9 protein-coding genes are annotated in these 18,051 nt (G+C 39.7%); 4 read left to right on the top strand and 5 right to left on the bottom strand.

The window, feature by feature from the left end:
• Nucleotides 1–119 precede the first annotated feature (119 nt).
• The 5 genes from AC0JIQ_RS06585 to adeR form a co-directional block, all read right to left on the bottom strand.
• Nucleotides 120–4,118, bottom strand: coding sequence for a prealbumin-like fold domain-containing protein (locus AC0JIQ_RS06585; protein WP_474203035.1), 3,999 nt, complete (start codon nucleotides 4,116–4,118; stop codon nucleotides 120–122).
• Nucleotides 4,105–6,798 carry a hypothetical protein gene (locus AC0JIQ_RS06580; RefSeq protein ID WP_474203034.1) on the bottom strand — a complete coding sequence of 898 codons (2,694 nt, stop codon included), beginning with the start codon at nucleotides 6,796–6,798 and terminating at the stop codon, nucleotides 4,105–4,107. The genes AC0JIQ_RS06585 and AC0JIQ_RS06580 overlap by 14 nt, the downstream gene beginning before the upstream one ends.
• A gap of 19 nt (nucleotides 6,799–6,817) precedes the next feature.
• Nucleotides 6,818–9,478, bottom strand: coding sequence for a COG1470 family protein (locus AC0JIQ_RS06575; RefSeq protein WP_474203033.1), 2,661 nt, complete (start codon nucleotides 9,476–9,478; stop codon nucleotides 6,818–6,820).
• Nucleotides 9,479–9,799: 321 nt separating this feature from the next.
• The gene (gene adeS, locus AC0JIQ_RS06570) at nucleotides 9,800–10,879 is read right to left on the bottom strand and encodes a two-component sensor histidine kinase AdeS (RefSeq protein ID WP_474203032.1); all 1,080 of its coding nucleotides are present in this window, start codon (nucleotides 10,877–10,879) and stop codon (nucleotides 9,800–9,802) included.
• A gap of 42 nt (nucleotides 10,880–10,921) precedes the next feature.
• Nucleotides 10,922–11,653 carry an efflux system response regulator transcription factor AdeR gene (gene adeR, locus AC0JIQ_RS06565; RefSeq protein ID WP_474203031.1) on the bottom strand — a complete coding sequence of 244 codons (732 nt, stop codon included), beginning with the start codon at nucleotides 11,651–11,653 and terminating at the stop codon, nucleotides 10,922–10,924.
• A 143-nt stretch (nucleotides 11,654–11,796) separates the two neighbouring features.
• Here adeR and AC0JIQ_RS06560 point away from each other — a divergent pair, with 143 nt between their 5' ends.
• From AC0JIQ_RS06560 to AC0JIQ_RS06545, 4 genes are all read left to right on the top strand, one after another.
• On the top strand, nucleotides 11,797–12,942 hold the full coding sequence (locus AC0JIQ_RS06560) for an efflux RND transporter periplasmic adaptor subunit (protein ID WP_474203030.1): 1,146 nt from the start codon (nucleotides 11,797–11,799) through the stop codon (nucleotides 12,940–12,942).
• Entirely contained in the window at nucleotides 12,942–16,052 is a 3,111-nt protein-coding gene (locus AC0JIQ_RS06555; RefSeq protein ID WP_474203029.1) for an AdeB/AdeJ family multidrug efflux RND transporter permease subunit, read from the top strand. The genes AC0JIQ_RS06560 and AC0JIQ_RS06555 overlap by 1 nt, the downstream gene beginning before the upstream one ends.
• Before the next feature lie 79 nt (nucleotides 16,053–16,131).
• Nucleotides 16,132–17,532: an AdeC/AdeK/OprM family multidrug efflux complex outer membrane factor gene (adeC, locus tag AC0JIQ_RS06550; RefSeq protein WP_474203028.1), complete on the top strand. Its 1,401-nt coding sequence runs from the start codon at nucleotides 16,132–16,134 to the stop codon at nucleotides 17,530–17,532.
• An 85-nt stretch (nucleotides 17,533–17,617) separates the two neighbouring features.
• Nucleotides 17,618–18,013: an acyl-CoA thioesterase gene (locus tag AC0JIQ_RS06545; RefSeq protein WP_474203027.1), complete on the top strand. Its 396-nt coding sequence runs from the start codon at nucleotides 17,618–17,620 to the stop codon at nucleotides 18,011–18,013.
• The last annotated feature ends 38 nt before the right edge of the window (nucleotides 18,014–18,051 follow it).

The following is an 18,051-nucleotide window of genomic DNA, read 5'->3' as shown; positions in this document are numbered from 1 at the left end:
AAATCACTTTTTTGTAAAAAAAACATCTACTGGTTCAAACAATAGCAACTTCTATACCAACTATTCGTACAAAGTATGCCAAATAAATAATATTTTCGGCATACTCTATCTATTATTTACTATTGCGACACACAAAATCTCAGAGTACCTGAAGCTGATGGATTTAATAACCCAGTCAAGCTCCATTCAAGATAATCACCAGAATGGCTTGTATTACAAGTATTTCCACTTGGTGTTAGGTTACAACTTACACTGCCAAAATTAGTACCAATTGGTAAACTATCTTTCACTTTTACGTTCTGTAATTTCTTGGTACTGTTATTTTTGTAGGTGATTTCATACTCTAGATTATCTTGCTTAGCGGCCTGATTATTCGTTACAAATGCATTTGTATCGGAAGATGTTGAAGGACAACTTGCAACTGCACGAACTTTTTTTGTCAGTGTTAAACCAGCACTACCAATAAGTGTCACATCCTGACGTTTAAGCGTTTGCCCTAAAATCGTTTGTGACGGATTTGTCAGAGCAAATTGGTAACTTGCTTGAAGAGTTCCAATATGTTGTGCGCCAGCAGCAACATTAGTTGGTACATGAACTCGCTGGACTAAACAAATATCAACACTTGGCTGTAATAGAATAGTACTTGCAGCAGTTGGGTTAAATACAACCTCACCCATATCTACCTGACCATTACAGTTCGTATCTCGATAAACCAATGCTTGCCATGGTTGATCAGCACTAGCATTTGGTTGTTGAGTCTGTGTCTGTAATAATTGAGTGAGTTGAACTGGAATTTGTGTGCTTAAACGGTGAGGATAGTCCGTGACATCTCCAGCAATAGCTGTATGCTGCCCATCTTCATTCAACACAACATTAACAATCACATCACCAAAATTATTTGCTGTATAGCTTGTTGCACTTGTCTTGGTTAAAGCAATTGTATCTGTTGAACGAGTGTAGCCCGATGTGCCACTGACAGAAATATATTCTGGTAAATTCTGCTGAACAATACAAAATGATGATGGTAATAAGCTTTGTTCAATTGAGAAAGCATAATCACCATTTGCACTTGTCACTGTTGAAGCTAGTTGTGTAGTAGTACTACAGTTATTCAAACGAATCGTACTATTTGCAATCCCAACTTCACCTGCATCTTGTATGCCATTATATGCTTTACTCACATCTAATGTTGTTCCGCTATTATCAACAAATACTCGTCCAGTAATATCAACGTAAATAAGCTTAGTATTTGTAAACGTACAGGTAATATTGGCGCCTTCTTTTATGCGAACAGCGGGAATCGTCACAATATTATTTACAAGCGTCCAAAAAGTACCTGTATTCCCTGTTACACCGCTATTTGCATCTACACAGCTAACACCTGATAAGACATATCCAGCTAAAGCACTTTCTGTAAAAGAAACATCTGTATTCAACGTTTGCGCCCAAAGCTGTTGTGCAGAGGTTGCTGTGGTTCCTGCTGTCACCGTAGTTACAGAATCCGTGGTAACTGCTATTGTACTATTTACAAGATTGCTAAGATTAATATAGTTAAACGTACCCGTCCCATTCACAGAGTTTTTAGCAATCTTAATTTTTGCACCATCTATAATATTGATACTTGCAGGGACCCCACTCGTAGTTGCATTGTCATAGTTTGCAGTTGAACAACTACCACTAAGTGATAAACCAATTGATCCATAACCACCAGCTGCACGCTCACTCGCCCCCGCATAGGTGTTTCTATTTGCAATACGATAAGTAATTCGGTGATAACCTGGTGCTAAAGCAGAAGATGTAGATGTTGAAATCCCACCACCCAAATAATTATTTGAGCTACTCACTACAACACCATCCACCATAATATAGCCACTATCATCAATTCCGAGACTGGTGTTACCCATACATACAGTGACTGTTTGTGAATTAGCAATATATACACCTGTGGTAAATTCCCATGCTCGACGGTTATCTCCAATATCAGGTGTATTGATTAAATTAAGTTGTACAGTTGAATTTGCATCTGAACTCATATTAGTAATAATTCTTTGAATCATCGCAGAAGCAGTTGTACTAGATGCTCCATAAGTTGAATCACTCGTACCATTATTACCAGAAATTAAATAACCACCCGTTGGGCTGGCTTGGTTAGCTGGCCATGCACTCACGATTGATGAGTTTTCATCAGCAAAAGCACCGACTTTTGCAGTTCCCCCAGTTCCTTCATAACCCACCCAAAATGCACCATTAGGTCTGTATTCATTTTGTTGGTTGCTTCCCCACACTTTATAGAGTGTCTCTCCTACACCACTACCCGGGTTAAACTCATCACTCGACACTTTAACGATTGCTTGCTGAGCAGTACCCAAAGAGGAAGCGGCTGTTGTACTGTAACTCACAGATAATTGTTTTGTAGAACCATTAGCCACGCTACCTAAAGGGCATGTCCAGTTACTACCACTCTGCGTACATGCCGCTCCGCCAACAACACTCACACCCGTTACTGTCACACCCGTTTGTGGTGCAGCAACATAAGTCGCAATTGCATTCGTTGCATTGTTCGGCCCTTCATTTTTAATATCAATGAGTTGAGAACCTACTCGACCTCGAACAATAGTAGGTAAGTTGGGCGTAATGCTAAAGCGAGCTTCTAAAATAGTTGCATCAGCAGTTACTGCTGTTGGATTTACGATAATTGCATTTACAGAACTACTGTCATTTGTAGTTGCAGAATCGGTAGATGTTGCTTCAATCGTTGCTGTATTTGTAATTGTTCCCGCTACTGCAGCTGTTGCTTGGAGTACGATGGTACATGTGGCAGTACTTGCACCGCTAAATGTTCCTGTCAGGGTATAACCACTCGTATCATTACCAGATAGAGTTGGCGAACATGTCGTACCTGTTCCCGTCGTACTTGCAGTACCAACGATACTGACAGCTTTTAAATTAGAAGGAATCACATCAGAAAAAGGAGCTAAATAAGCTGAGCCACCAACGGTTGCACTTGCAGGTTTAGTATTACTAATCTGCAATTGATACTGCATGACAGAATTTACAGGAACATTATTTAATTGGGTTTGTACAAAAGTTCCCGACGTTCCAATACGTTGGCTTTTTACGATAGAAATATCACTATCGGCATCCATACTTGAAACACCAAAGAAGAAAGCATCAGCGCCTGTTGTTGACCATGTCGAACCACGACCATCACCGCGTATATAAACATCAAAAGTTAAAGATGTAATCCCTTTACCTTTAATATATACACTTCCACTCGCTCCACCATTTCCACTCGCGGCTCTAATTGTAGTTGCGTTGTTCGTAATATTATTACCACTAACAGTAAGCTCTTTACTTCCTGCAATACGGCTCATCACTACAGGAACATTACTATTTGTTAATGTAAATTCTGCACCAAAACCTAATCCAGTTGATGCTTCTGCACCTAATGCACTTGCTTGTAATATGGGGTTAGTCACTGGGCGATTGAAACTAATGACAATGGTACCCATTTTCACCCTAGAATTTGTCGCGATTCCTGAGCCATTTAAACCACGTGTGGTAATCTCCATCGCCACGCCGTTGTTTGAGGTCACACTAATCCCGCCATTTGTACTCAAACAATCTGCACCATTTGTACAGCCAGTTGGTGCATTTTGAAGCGATGCAGCAAACATATTATCAGCAGGGTTACCATAACCATTCAATGGCTGAAGAATATTCACTGGAGCAACTACGTTATTATTATTTGTATCCCCACCCATAAAAAAATCAGGCTTATTAAACTGATTACTATTCGATGTATAAGGTGTCGCATTATAAACAGAATTTGTAATTGAATAACTTACCGTTGTTGTCGGTGCGTATGTCTCACCCGTATTGTCTGATGGGTTGTTTCTATTCAGCAAAAAAGTGTGGGTTCCTGAAGATGCAGTTGGACCTTGCCCAGATCCAGAGCCTGAATAAATCTCAATAGTTGGTGGAGCAGCCAATACAGCTTGGCTACACATCAAACAAGTTAAGATAAACAAAACCAAGGTATATATATAACTAACTTTATGATTCATCATGCTGTAATTAGAGATACTCTTTTTCATTCTTTGCTTACTGACCCACATAGCGTACCCCAAAATTAAATTCATAACTTTGATTTGCAGCCACACTATTTAATGTTCCTGAAACCGCACCAGCATTACCAACTGTAGGAGCCGTCATACCACTACATGATGTGCAGATAGGCGATTGAGATAAAACTGTATAGGCAGGCGTCATATCTCTAAAGGTAAATGCAGTACTCAAACCAGTAGCACTTGTATTGGTTAAAATCACCTTATATAAAACACACTGACCTTGGCCATTTGCTTGTTTACCTATATTTAGACTATTTGTTGTATAGGACTCATCAGCTGTGCCATTACAATCAAAATCACGTGCTTGCAACTTACTCAACTTCAATTGTGTCTGATTCACTGTAGTTACATCGGTAATTGATGCCACAACTTGACCATTAGCATTATTCGTTAAATTAATCGTGGTGGTATTCGCTTGGGCAATATTATTTGCTACAAGATTTTTAACCTGAAGCAATAATTTGACTTGAGTATGTGCTGCTAATTTCCCACCCGGCAAGTCAGCTAAACTTCTCATCACCAAATCCCCAGCATCAAAAACACCATTTCCATTTACGTCATAGAAAAGAGTGCTATTAAACTCAACCTGATCGTTATTCGAAAGAAAACTGTAGTTCCCTGTATAATCAACATCAGTATTATTGGTTAAAAGATGACTATAAATGACGGTGCCTAATGGCGAGACTTGTCCACGAGAATTTGGCGTGAATTCTACTTTAGCCACAGAATTGACACTTTGAATGGTAATTGCATCCTTAATAATATCTTGACTCGGATTACTACTATTATTACCACTTACAAAACTTGTAGAAAGAGCGCGAAAATAGATCGGTGTAGTTACACTACTATTCAACTGATCCACTTCGACAACAGCACAGATTAACTGACTTTCACCATTATTCAGATAGATGGTTTTACCTGTTTCACTACCTAAGACACTACAGTTTGAACCATTTCCAGAAACATAAAAACGAACACGGTTCACGCCATTAGGCAAAGTTAGGCTTGTAAAATCACTTGTTGAGTTCGCACTGAGTAAATATTCAGTTCCAATACCAGTATGGCTCACTTTTAATGGGAATATTGCTTGCCCACCCGCAACAGGATTGATACTTGTTGATGCAATCACTGTTTTCCACGGATTGCCAGCATTATCAACATTTCCATTACCCAAACCATTGTTTTCAGGACTATTCGTCAAATCAACTAAACGTGCTACCGTTGTGGCAAGTAAATTACCCTGATCTTTAATCAAACTCGTTTTGCTAATATCACCTAAAGACTGAGCTTGAGGTGAAACTTCGAATGTCGTATCAGTTGTTACAGCATAACTACTAGGTAAACGCACTTTGACAACGATTGGTAAATTTACGCCTGCGGATAATAAGCCTGTATCAGGAATACCATCGCCATTACTATCTAATAATGGGGTTACGCCATCTGCACGATAAAATTCAATTTGGCTGCCTGTCGGAAAAGTACTGCCCGTCATCGTTACATTAAATCGATCAGTACTATTACCCGTATTCCAAACATAGTTATTAAACGTAAGCTCCCCACCTTGAGCCGCAGCCGCAGCCGCAGCAATAACCGTAGCACTATTGTTTACATCACTTGCACTACCATTAATTTTGACAGCATAAATTGAAGCGACATTAAGTACAGCCATGTTACTGAGATCAGATATATTTGCAGTTGTTGCGTTATTATCATGATCATACTGGAAATTAACGGTATTATTGATTGATCCAGCAGTTGTTTTATTTACTTTAACTTTAAATTCAATATAACCAGTTGCATTTGCTGGTATTGAGCTAATGACCGCAGTTACAGTATTTGATGTCACACTGTAATTAATCCCTGCCGGATCGTTACTCCCAGTACTTGGATTTACAGTTGTACCGTTCCAATTCTCACCAGCATTTAGTTGATAAACCAAACTTGAATCGAGTGTATCCGTTAAAGTTACAGAGCCAGTCGCTGTGCTCCCTAAGTTTTGATAATCCAAACGAACGGTAACAACGTCTCCATTTGCCACGCTTGTTTGAGAAAACTTTTTACGAACAACCAAAGCAGACTGATTCGTAACAGTTGCTGTATCGATATTGGTTTTTGTTCCAGATGCACTATTTAAAGAATTTACAGTTAATGTTAATAATCCATTTTGACTAACCGTTGCACCACTCGGTACATTTGCTGCCACAATAAGACCAACTGACTCACCCGCACTTAAAGAATAAGAAGTAATCGCTGCGCCATCAGGCACACCATCATTATCTTTATCTAAAAATACAGATAGATTACTGTAGTCATAGCTATCTCCAGTATTATTTGTCACTGCAAAGGTATACTGGTCGACCTCATTACCCGTATTAGTCAAAGTATGATTGAAATATACTGTCTGACCCGCTACGACATTTTTAGTATTATTTGCCGTCAAATTAACAGAATAAACTGGAAGAATCGTTGTTTGAACTAAATTAGAACGGCTGACTTGAACAACGGTTGAGCCTTCTTCAGTGTACTCACCTATCGCCATATTACTAATGATTTGGCGTGTCGGAACAGCAGCAGAGCTAGACTGATGCACTCCCAACAAAGTAACCAACAAAATCCCTAAAGTGATCTTGCTACTGCGGACTTTTTCTAATGTATTGATTATATTCATCTTCTAGCATCCGCCTAACTTAAGGTGTAACCTGAATAGAAAAATACAACGCTGCTTGCTCCTGTGGTGCGAGTGCTCCAATATTTCCAGATATTTGATCTCCACTCACAGCTACAGAACCTTTACTCACTGACGGCGGCAATGCATTTCGCAAAATACTATAAGCAGGTACAACATCATTAATCACAACATTCGCTGCTGGTGTTGAACCATCATTTTTAATTGTTAAACGATAGGTAACGCATTGATTTGGCTTAATCGTCAATGGGTTACTTGCATAGGTCGCAGTGGCAACATTCATAAGTGCACATGCTTCATCTTTAGACTGTTCTTTGGTCAGACGAAGTTGCGTAGGATCGACTGTTGTTAAATCTGTATTTTGAATTGTTGTAAGTGTTAAACCTTGGATTGTATTCGTAGCAGAGACGACGATATTTGCTGCACTAGAAATACCATTTGCTGCTGTTAATGGAGCTTGAACTTTTAAAATTAGCTGAACTGAACTTTGAGGGTTTAATCCACCTGTTATAGACAAATCAGTAGCGATCGGGTCTGTGGTATCTAATACACCATTATTATTGGCATCGTAATACAAAGTATAAGTGAAACCATCATTAATGTTTTGAGGGACTACGCTAAGACTTACTTTTCCGCTTGTATCACCTTCAACAAATGTACCCATATTTTTTAATGTATGCAGATATACAACCGTACCGCCGACATTAATCCGCCCTTGTTGATCATTTGCTAAAGTCAACTTGCGTACAGCCACATCAACTTGATCTTTAATACTGTCACCTTGAGCATTCATCGGTGATTTCATAGCGAACCAAATTGGTAAACTTGTTAAAGTCGTATTCGCAGGAACAGTGACAACTGCACAATACTGTTTAGTTGTTCCAGCCGCCATGTTGCCAGTACTGGTAATTTCTCCCTGTAACGTTTGACATGTTGCATCACCATTATAGAACTTCACTACCCAATCTGTTGGTAATGTCGTATTGATACTATTAATGTCAATCGTTGTACTTGATGCATACAAATTATAATTATTTGAGGCCGTGCTATTATTTCGAATAACAAGTGGGAAAACAGCTGTTGCACCTTTTATAGCATTTTTCACCAATAAGGCTTGCCCACCTGAACCAGTAACGTTTCCAACTCCCACACCTGAATTGTTACTGTTATACAAATCGCTTTCGCCCACAGCAACTGTATTGACTAATCGATCACGCGTACTATTTTTTACACTAGTATCTGTTACGGAAGTTGCGGTAATGTCGAAATCCATTGTACTTGTAGAAGTACAATTCGCTGGGAAATAAACCCCTAATTTAATTCTTTTTGAAGTGCCGTAAGCCAATCCACCTGTATCAATGACACCATCGCCATTTGTATCTGTCAGCAATGTACGACCATCTGCATGATATAAACGAACTACAGCACAACTTGGTACGTTACTTTTAACGAAGCTTAAATTATAAGTATCAGTCGCCTGTCCTGTATTCCAAACATAATTATCAAACTGAATTTCTTTTGCTACACCCCCAAAAGTATTGTTTTGGGTCTGTAAATTATTCAAGCCACCATTTGGCTCGCCATCATCATTCGCGTTACTTGGGCTATAGTTAAGTACAACACCTAAGGTTTGCTGAACGTTAAAAATTACAGTATTCGTTAGCGTATTTTTCAGAATAGCATTTGATGCATTGTATTGTTGATAGTCGGCGGTATTTGCAACTTTTTCAGCAGCATTCGCATTCACAGTGACTTTAAAACTTACTGTGCCTTTACTTAAAGCTGCTACACTTGCAAGCTCTACATCTACTTGCCCATTACTCACTTTATATTTTATTGGCGCATTTGCACCCGTCTCAACATCATCAGCATCTGTTAACGATCCTGAACCATTCCCCCAACTACCACTACCCGATTTATATGTTACATCTGTAGCTAATATATCTCTTAATACGAGTCTTGCTGCCGCAGTACCCGTATTTTTATAAGCTAAGGTATAAGTAATTTCCGTGCCAGTTTTACCTGTGCTGATATTCTGTGATTTCGTCACTTGAATTACAGCATCATCCACAACTTTTGCTGTATCACTTACGGTCATTGCAATCGCATTATCATGCTGGCTTGTAGCTGTTAAAGTAAAATTAGCGACGTTATTTGCAGTTACGTTGGTTGGAATACTTCCAACGACAACTAATGAGGCAAACTCGCCAGCTTCTAAGCGAAAACTTGTGGTTGAATTCAGTAAATTATTATTATCATCAGGCTCGCCATTCTGATCCCGATCGATGTAAACGGCTACATTATCTAAATTAAATTGATCATTCGTTAACTGAGTAAGGCTTAATTTATAGTCGTCTACAATGTTACCAGTGTTGGTTAAAACATGCGGGAAGTTAACTTTGCTTCCAATAGTCCCGATATTTTGTTGATTACTTTGTAAAGTTAAAGAGTAAATTGGTTGAACAGTTAAAATAACCGCATTTGAATTAATAACTTGCAAATTACCTTGTTCATCATAGAAGTCACCACTTGCAATATTCGTGATACTACTTCCTGCTTTAGGTTGAGCAAATGCAATAGAACTATGAAATCCAACAAATAAGCCAAATAAAGCGATAAATGAAGTTTTTGAGACAGCACTTTTCTTGAATCGGCTTATCATGTTTCAGAACCCACAAAAAATGTAAAGATAGATTTCTTATTGACAAATTGTACGAATTTATTGACAATTTTCACAAAAGAATACTACAAAAATATCGACTTGAACACATAAATTGACAAAAACGTGATTTTTTTATTTGGTTTTACCAAGTGGTAAAAAAACTTGTAGATCAATGTTATGTCTAAATAATAATCTGGTAATGATTAAAGATTGATTAAATTTTTTTCATCTCTAGTTTTCATTTTCACTATTAACAAAATACAAATTACATCAAAAACTTACATTAAAAAATTACAAACTAAATTTTAAACTTTCAAAAATTTATATATGATCTTTTTCTATCGGTAACTTAATACTAAACACACTATTCTGATTCGGATTGCTATATTCAATTGAACCTTTATGCGCAATTACAATCGCATATACAACAGCTAAACCTAAACCTGTACCACCAAATTCTTTATTCCTGGACTGTTCCAATCTAAAAAAAGGATTGAATAAATCTTGTTGATATTCTTGAGGAATGCCCGGCCCTTCATCTCCAATGTTTAAAATCCATTCTTTAGCAGTGCTACTTGAAGAAATTTTAATTGTGCCTGCATTTGTGTATCGAACAGCATTATCAAATAAAGCAATTAATATTTGTTCAATACGTCGTCGGTCACAAAAAATTAGAGTTGTCGCTAATCGCAGTTCAGCAGTTAAATTTGCTGTAGTGAATCTTTGTTCAAATATTTTTAATACTTTTTCAACGCTGTCCTGAATATTGACCCATTCATAATTTAATCGTAGCTGTTGATTTTCAACAAGGCTCAGTGTACGAAGATCTTCAACAAGATGAGACAAACCCTCAACTTGATTTAATAGACTTTTAAATAAGATTTCATCAGGTTTAAAAACACCATCTAAAACACCTTGTAAACGTCCTTGCAAAATCGTAATAGGGGTTCTTAATTCATGCGCAATTGCAGCATTCCAAAGTTGGGCATTTTTAACAGAACTTTCTAATTGTTTCGCCATACTATTAAAGTTATGCATCAACTCAGCTATTTCAGTGGAATGAATTTGACTGTCATCAGCACGCGCGGATAGATCGCCCTGACTAATTTTTTTTGCCGCATCCGCCAAAAAATTGATTGGCTTAATAAAACGTTGGGCAAGATGCATTCCAATAATGATGGAAATGACACCGCCACAAAAAATCACCGTAGATAGCCAAATCCAATCAACAAAATGGAATTCCGTCCAATCTTCTTGTAATGAACTTAAAGTAATCCATCCCGCATCGATGGCATAATTATAAATGAAATAGCCCAGAAAAACTGAAAAAAGTGTCACGCTTAAGTTCACAATACTTAAGGCAATAAAGAGCTGTTTACTGATTCCTGAGTGACTTTTCATAACACTTTTCCAAATAACTTGCCTGCTGATCTTTTGACTACATTATATTTCTTGGGGATGATCGAGTCGGTAACCAACACCTCGAACATTGATCAACATCTGCTGTAATCCATGTTCCTCTAATTTTTTTCTTAATTTACTGACATGACTATCTACTGTTCGTTCTAATGCATCACTATCAGGCAAACAATGATTTAAAAGCTCACTACGAGTAAATACTTTATGAGGATGACCAATCATTTGCAGTAAGATTTTATATTCAGTTAAGGTTAAATTTAGCATCACTTTTTTATGTTGCTGATGAATATAAACACTATGAATATCGGTATGAATTTCAATATTTTTATAACTTAGATTTTTATTGGGTGCCTGCTGGCTTTGCTGAGCTCGTCGCAGCACCGCTTGAACGCGAGCCACGACCTCATTCGGATTGAATGGTTTGACAACAAAATCATCTGCACCGATCCGTAATGCCATGACTTTATCAATTTCCTGATCCAATGCGGTGAGCATAATCACGGGGGTTTGCGCCTTTTGCCGAATTTTGCTTAATACTTCCCAGCCATTCAGTTCAGGTAATTTAATATCCAACACGATCAGATCGATTGTTTGTGCAGCATGAATTTCAATCGCCTGCTTACCATTCATGGCACGAATCACCCGCATGCCTTCACGCTTGAGATAGTGCTCAATGATGTCCCCAATATCATACTCATCCTCTACCACAAGAATAAGCTTGTCATGGCAATCGAAAGAAAAAGAGTGCTCAAACATAACCATCTAAATCAATAAAACAATCGATTCATCATACGATGATTTATCTGTTGATCTCCACACTTTTTCCACACTTCAGCGATGATCGTTACACAAAGTTCGAAAATAATGCCAGCATCAAAAACTCCCAAGGTTTGGACAGAATGCAAAAGCATCTATTACTTCCATTATTTTTATCTATCGGACTTGTGCTACAAGGCTGTGGTTCTGAGGAGACAAAGCCAGCAGAAACACCCCCTGCCAAAGTAAGCGTTTTAAATATTCAGCCGCAATCGGTGAACTTTAGCGAAAACTTGCCAGCACGGGTACAGGCTTTCCGAACTGCTGAGATTCGCCCTCAAGTCGGCGGTATTATTGAAAAGGTATTATTCAGACAAGGCAGTGAAGTCCAAGCAGGACAAGCACTTTTTAAAATTAACGCGGAAACTTTTCAGGCTGATGTGAATAGTAATCAGGCCTCTCTGAATAAGGCCGAAGCTGAAGTGGTTCGTTTAAAAGTTCAATTAGAACGCTATGAGCAATTGCTTCCAAGTAATGCGATCAGTAAGCAAGAAGTCAGTAATGCACAAGCTCAATATCGTCAGGCATTAGCAGATGTTGCGCAAATGAAAGCTTTGCTTACCCGTCAAAACCTAAACCTTCAATATGCCACTGTTCGTGCCCCGATTTCGGGCCGTATTGGGCAATCTTTTGTGACTGAAGGTGCATTGGTCAGCCAAGGTGATGCCAATACTATGGCAACGGTACAGCAGATCGATAAAGTCTATGTTGATGTAAAACAGTCGATTAGTGAATACGAACGTTTGCAAGCTGCGCTACAAAGTGGTGAGTTGTCTGCCAATAATGAAAAAACTGTACGTATTTCTAATAGCCATGGTCAAGCGTATAACGTCACGGCCAAAATGCTATTTGAAGACATTAATGTTGACCCTGAAACAGGTGATGTCACCATCCGTATCGAAGTTCTGAATCCTGAACGAAAACTTCTCCCAGGCATGTATGTCCGCGTCAATATCGACCGGGCTTCAGTACCTCAAGCTTTGCTTGTCCCTGCTCAAGCAATTCAACGCAATATCAATGGCGACCCGCAAGTTTATGTGATCAATGCCAAAGGTTCCGCTGATATTCGCCCGATTGAACTGGGACAACAATATGATCAGTTCTACATCGCCAATAAAGGCCTTAAAACAGGCGACAAAATCGTTGTGGAAGGTGTTGATCGTATTCAGCCCAATCAAAAACTTGAAATAAGCACGTGGAAAGTACCTGCAACACAAGGAGCTCAATGATGATGTCACAATTCTTCATTCGCCGCCCTGTCTTCGCATGGGTGATTGCAATTTTCATTATTTTATTTGGGGTACTCAGTATTCCGAAATTGCCGATTGCTCGCTTTCCAAGTGTTGCACCGCCACAAGTCAATATTAGTGCGACCTATCCAGGCGCGACACCCAAGACCATCAATGACAGTGTAGTTACCTTGATTGAGCGTGAAATGTCAGGGGTAAAAAATCTGCTGTACTATAGCTCAACCACGGATACCTCAGGTACTGCGGAGATTTCTGCGACCTTTAAACCGGGTACAGATGTGGATATGGCACAGGTTGATGTACAAAACAAAATTAAAGCCATTGAAGCACGGTTACCGCAAGTGGTTCGTCAACAAGGCTTGCAAGTTGAGGCATCGTCATCGGGATTCTTGATGTTGGTCGGAATCAATTCACCCAATGGACAGTATTCCGAAGTTGATCTGAGTGATTATCTGGTCCGTAACGTAGTCGAAGAGCTGAAACGTGTTGAAGGTGTTGGTAAAGTTCAATCCTTCGGTGCTGAAAAAGCCATGCGTATTTGGGTTGATCCCAATAAACTGGTGTCTTATGGTTTATCGATCAGTGATGTTAATAATGCCATCCGTGAAAATAACGTCGAGATTGCACCAGGACGATTAGGTGATCTCCCTGCAGCAAAAGGTCGATTGATTACCGTCCCACTATCGGCACAAGGTCAATTAGTCGATGTTGAACAATTTAAAAATATCAGCCTAAAAAGTAAAACCAGCGGTAGCGTGATTAAACTTTCTGATGTGGCTGAAGTTGAAATGGGTTCACAGGCCTACAACTTTGCGATTTTAGAAGATGGCAAACCTGCAACGGCTGCTGCGATTCAGCTCAGCCCAGGCGCCAATGCCGTCAAAACAGCGGAAGGTGTAAGAGCAAAAATTGAGGAATTAAAACTCAACTTACCTGAAGGCATGCACTTCAGTATTCCTTATGACACCGCACCTTTTGTCAAAATTTCGATTGAAAAAGTGATTCATACCTTACTTGAAGCCATGGTACTGGTTTTCATTGTCATGTATTTATTCTTGCATAATGTTCGTTATACCTTGATTCCAGCCATTGTTGCACCGATTGCGCTACTCGGTACATTTGCGGTGATGCTACTGGCAGGTTTCTCGATTAACGTACTGACCATGTTTGGTATGGTGCTTGCGATTGGTATCATCGTCGATGATGCAATTGTGGTGGTCGAAAACGTTGAACGAATTATGGCGACTGAAGGACTTCCTCCAAAAGAAGCAACGTCCAAGGCTATGAAGGAAATTACCAGTCCGATTATTGGGATTACCTTGGTCTTGGCAGCGGTGTTCTTACCGATGGCCTTTGCCAGTGGTTCGGTCGGTATTATTTATCAACAATTTACCTTAACCATGTCAGTCTCAATTCTGTTCTCAGCATTATTGGCATTAATCTTAACGCCTGCATTGTGTGCCACGATTCTTAAACCAATTGATGGCCATCATCAGAAGAAAGGCTTTTTTGCATGGTTTGATCGCAGCTTCGATAAAGTCACTAAAAAGTATGAATTGATCCTGCTTAAAGTGATTAAACATACCATTCCAATGATGGTGATCTTTGTAGTGATTACAGGCCTTACCTTTGCAGGTATGAAGTATTGGCCGACAGCATTTATGCCAGAAGAAGACCAAGGCTGGTTCCTGACGTCGTTCCAATTGCCATCGGACGCCACTGCTGAAAGAACGCGAGGTGTGGTCAATGAATTTGAAAGCAGTCTAAAAGACAATCCAAATGTTAAAAGTAACACGACCATCATGGGTTGGGGCTTTAGTGGTGCAGGTCAAAACGTGGCTGTGGCTTTTACCACATTAACCGACTTTAAAGACCGTACTTCGACAGCAACTGAAATGACCAATGCGGTTAATGCCACGATGGCACACAGTAAAGAAGGTGCAACAATGGCGGTACTACCTCCTGCCATTGATGAACTTGGGACTTTTTCAGGCTTTAGCTTACGCTTGCAAGACCGTGCCAACTTGGGCATGCCTGTACTTTTAGCTGCACAAGACCAGCTCATGGAAATGGCTGCCAAGAACAAAAAGTTCTATATGGTCTGGAATGAAGGCTTACCGCAAGGCGACAATATTACTTTAAAAATTGATCGTGCAAAATTGAATGTTCTGGGTGTGAAGTTCTCTGATGTTTCTGACATTATTTCAACTTCAATGGGATCAATGTATATCAATGACTTTCCAAACCAAGGTCGTATGCAGCAAGTGATCGTACAGGTCGATGCCAAATCACGAATGCAACTCAAAGATATTTTAAATCTGAAAGTTGCGGGTTCAAGCGGGCAACTGGTTTCTCTATCTGAAGTGGTGACGCCGCAATGGAGTAAAGCACCGCAACAATACAATCGCTATAACGGTCGCCCATCGTTGAGTATTGCAGGTATCCCGAATTTTGATACTTCATCAGGTGATGCCATGCGTGAAATGGAACACCTGATTGCTAAATTGCCAAAAGGCATCGGTTATGAATGGACAGGTATTTCCTTACAGGAAAAGCAATCTGAATCGCAGATGGCCTTTCTGCTAGCATTATCAATGCTTGTCGTGTTCTTGGTCTTGGCAGCCCTGTATGAAAGTTGGGCAATTCCGCTTTCAGTGATGCTGGTCGTCCCTTTAGGTATTTTTGGCGCAGTGGTTGCGATTATGTCTCGAGGCTTGATGAATGATGTGTTCTTTAAGATTGGCCTGATTACTATTATTGGTTTATCTGCAAAGAACGCGATTTTGATTGTCGAATTTGCCAAGATGCTAAAAGAAGAAGGCATGAGTTTAGTCGAGGCCACCGTTGCCGCAGCCAAACTCCGTCTACGCCCTATTCTAATGACGTCTTTAGCCTTTACTTGTGGTGTGATTCCATTGGTTATTGCCTCAGGTGCAAGTTCAGAAACGCAGCATGCCTTAGGTACAGGTGTATTTGGCGGCATGATTTCAGCGACGATTCTGGCAATTTTCTTTGTCCCAGTGTTCTTTATTTTCATTCTGGGTGCAGTTGAAAAGCTGTTTTCATCGAAACAAAAAAATCCATCTTAAATGACATAGAGCAGAGGAAATCAACGGATTTCCTCTGACTCCTCCTCAGTATTTATCCTCTTCTTATTTGGAGAAGACCATGTCTAAAACGGCTGTCTTATCTCGTGGCCTGCTTGTCTCTATGCTCTCAATTGCCTTGACGGCGTGTATGAATCTGCAGGCACCAAAACCTGTGATCAAATCTGATATTCCACAAAATTTTTATCAAACCACAACTGGAAATTCAATTGCCAATAGAGGTTATCAACAATTTTTTTCTGACCCGCGCTTATTACAAGTGATTGAAATCAGTTTAAATCACAACCGTGATTTACGTACTGCAACACTGAATATTCAGCGTGCACAGCAACAATATCAGATCAGTAAAAATGACCAGTTACCTATTATTGGGGCAAATGGCAGTGCTGTTCGACAGGTGAATCCATCTGTGAACCCAAACAATCCTTATTCAACTTTTCAAGTCGGTCTAGGAATGACAGCTTATGAGTTAGACTTTTGGGGTCGTGTACAAAGTTTAAAAGATGCGGCTCTGAATAATTACCTTGCCACCCAAAGTGCTAAAGATGCCACTCAAATTAGTCTGGTGAGTCAGGTCAGCCAAGCATGGTTGAATTATGCCTATGCAAAGGCCAATTTAAATCTGGCTGAGCAGACCTTAAATGCACAGCTCGACTCTTATCATCTGAATAAAAAACGTTTTGATGTCGGAATTGATAGCGAGGTTCCACTGCGTCAAGCACAGATATCGGTTGAAACTGCAAGAAATGATGTTGCCGCCTATAAAACTCAAGTGGCACAAGCACAAAACTTACTGGATCTATTGGCTGGTCAATCGGTTCCTAAAAACCTCTTGCCGAATCAAGCCGTAAAAACGATTAGTGTTGAACGCAGCTTTGCAACGGGCTTAAGCAGTGATTTACTGAATAACCGTCCAGATCTGAAAGCTGCTGAATATCAATTACGTGCTGCTGGAGCCAATATTGGTGCAGCCAAAGCACGTATGTTCCCTACGATTAGCCTGACAGGTTCAGCGGGCTATGCATCGACAGATCTTAAAGATTTATTTAAATCAGGTGGTTTTTCTTGGTCAATTGGACCAAGTATCGACCTACCCATTTTCGATTGGGGGACACGTAAAGCCAATATTAAAATTTCAGAAACTGAACAACAAATTGCACTGGCAGATTATGAAAAAGCCATTCAATCCGCTTTTCGTGAGGTCAATGATGCGTTGGCTGCACATGCCCATATTGAGGAACGTTTGAGTGCACAACGTCGTTTAGTCTCTGCTACAGAGACCACTTATAAATTATCAACGGCTCGATTTAGAGCGGGTATTGATAGTTATCTGACTGTATTGGATGCACAACGTTCTGCTTATACGGCACAACAAGGCTTGCTCATGCTTGAACAAACTAAGTTAAATAATCAAATTGAATTGTATAAAGCTTTAGGTGGTGGATTATCTCGGCATTCGTAAACGCTTAAGTCTATAATTTGGGCTGATTTTTAAAGACTCAGCCCTTATAGTGTTTAGGTTTAAATCAGAAAATAGCAGTGAATCCATGTTTACACTTTCGATTACACCCAGATTCTATGAAACTGATGCTTTTGGACATATCAACAATACCGTGATTACAGGCTGGTTTGAAACTGCACGTGAACCTGTTTTTCGCTTATTCAACCCAAGTATGGAGATCAAGAATCTGCCTTTGATTCTCGCTCGGGTGGAAGTCGATTTTGTTGCTCAAATCTATTACGGCGCCGATATCGAAATCAAAACATGGATTGAGCATATCGGCAATTCTTCTTTTATTGTCGCGCATGAAGCTTGGCAAAATGAGCATTGCGTTGCACGTGGCAAGGCTGTTCAGGTGTATTTTGATTTCAGCACGCAAAAATCAGGTCGTATCTCGGATCAATTCCGCGACCAGTTACAACAATATTTGATGGGCCAATAAATATTTTCCGCTGAAATAAACCGATTTATTTCAGCGGA

The sequence above is a fragment of the Acinetobacter sp. FB genome (assembly GCF_056033405.1).
This window is presented reverse-complemented; position numbering and strand designations above follow the sequence as displayed.

Coding starts and splice junctions, on each gene's coding strand:
- AC0JIQ_RS06585 (WP_474203035.1), bottom strand. CDS start 4,118: ATGTGGGTCAGTAAGCAAAGAATGAAAAAGAGTATCTCTAATTACAGC.
- AC0JIQ_RS06575 (WP_474203033.1), bottom strand. CDS start 9,478: ATGATAAGCCGATTCAAGAAAAGTGCTGTCTCAAAAACTTCATTTATC.
- adeC (WP_474203028.1), top strand. CDS start 16,132: ATGTCTAAAACGGCTGTCTTATCTCGTGGCCTGCTTGTCTCTATGCTC.
- AC0JIQ_RS06545 (WP_474203027.1), top strand. CDS start 17,618: ATGTTTACACTTTCGATTACACCCAGATTCTATGAAACTGATGCTTTT.
- adeR (WP_474203031.1), bottom strand. CDS start 11,653: ATGTTTGAGCACTCTTTTTCTTTCGATTGCCATGACAAGCTTATTCTT.
- AC0JIQ_RS06560 (WP_474203030.1), top strand. CDS start 11,797: ATGCAAAAGCATCTATTACTTCCATTATTTTTATCTATCGGACTTGTG.
- AC0JIQ_RS06580 (WP_474203034.1), bottom strand. CDS start 6,798: ATGAATATAATCAATACATTAGAAAAAGTCCGCAGTAGCAAGATCACT.
- AC0JIQ_RS06555 (WP_474203029.1), top strand. CDS start 12,942: ATGATGTCACAATTCTTCATTCGCCGCCCTGTCTTCGCATGGGTGATT.
- adeS (WP_474203032.1), bottom strand. CDS start 10,879: ATGAAAAGTCACTCAGGAATCAGTAAACAGCTCTTTATTGCCTTAAGT.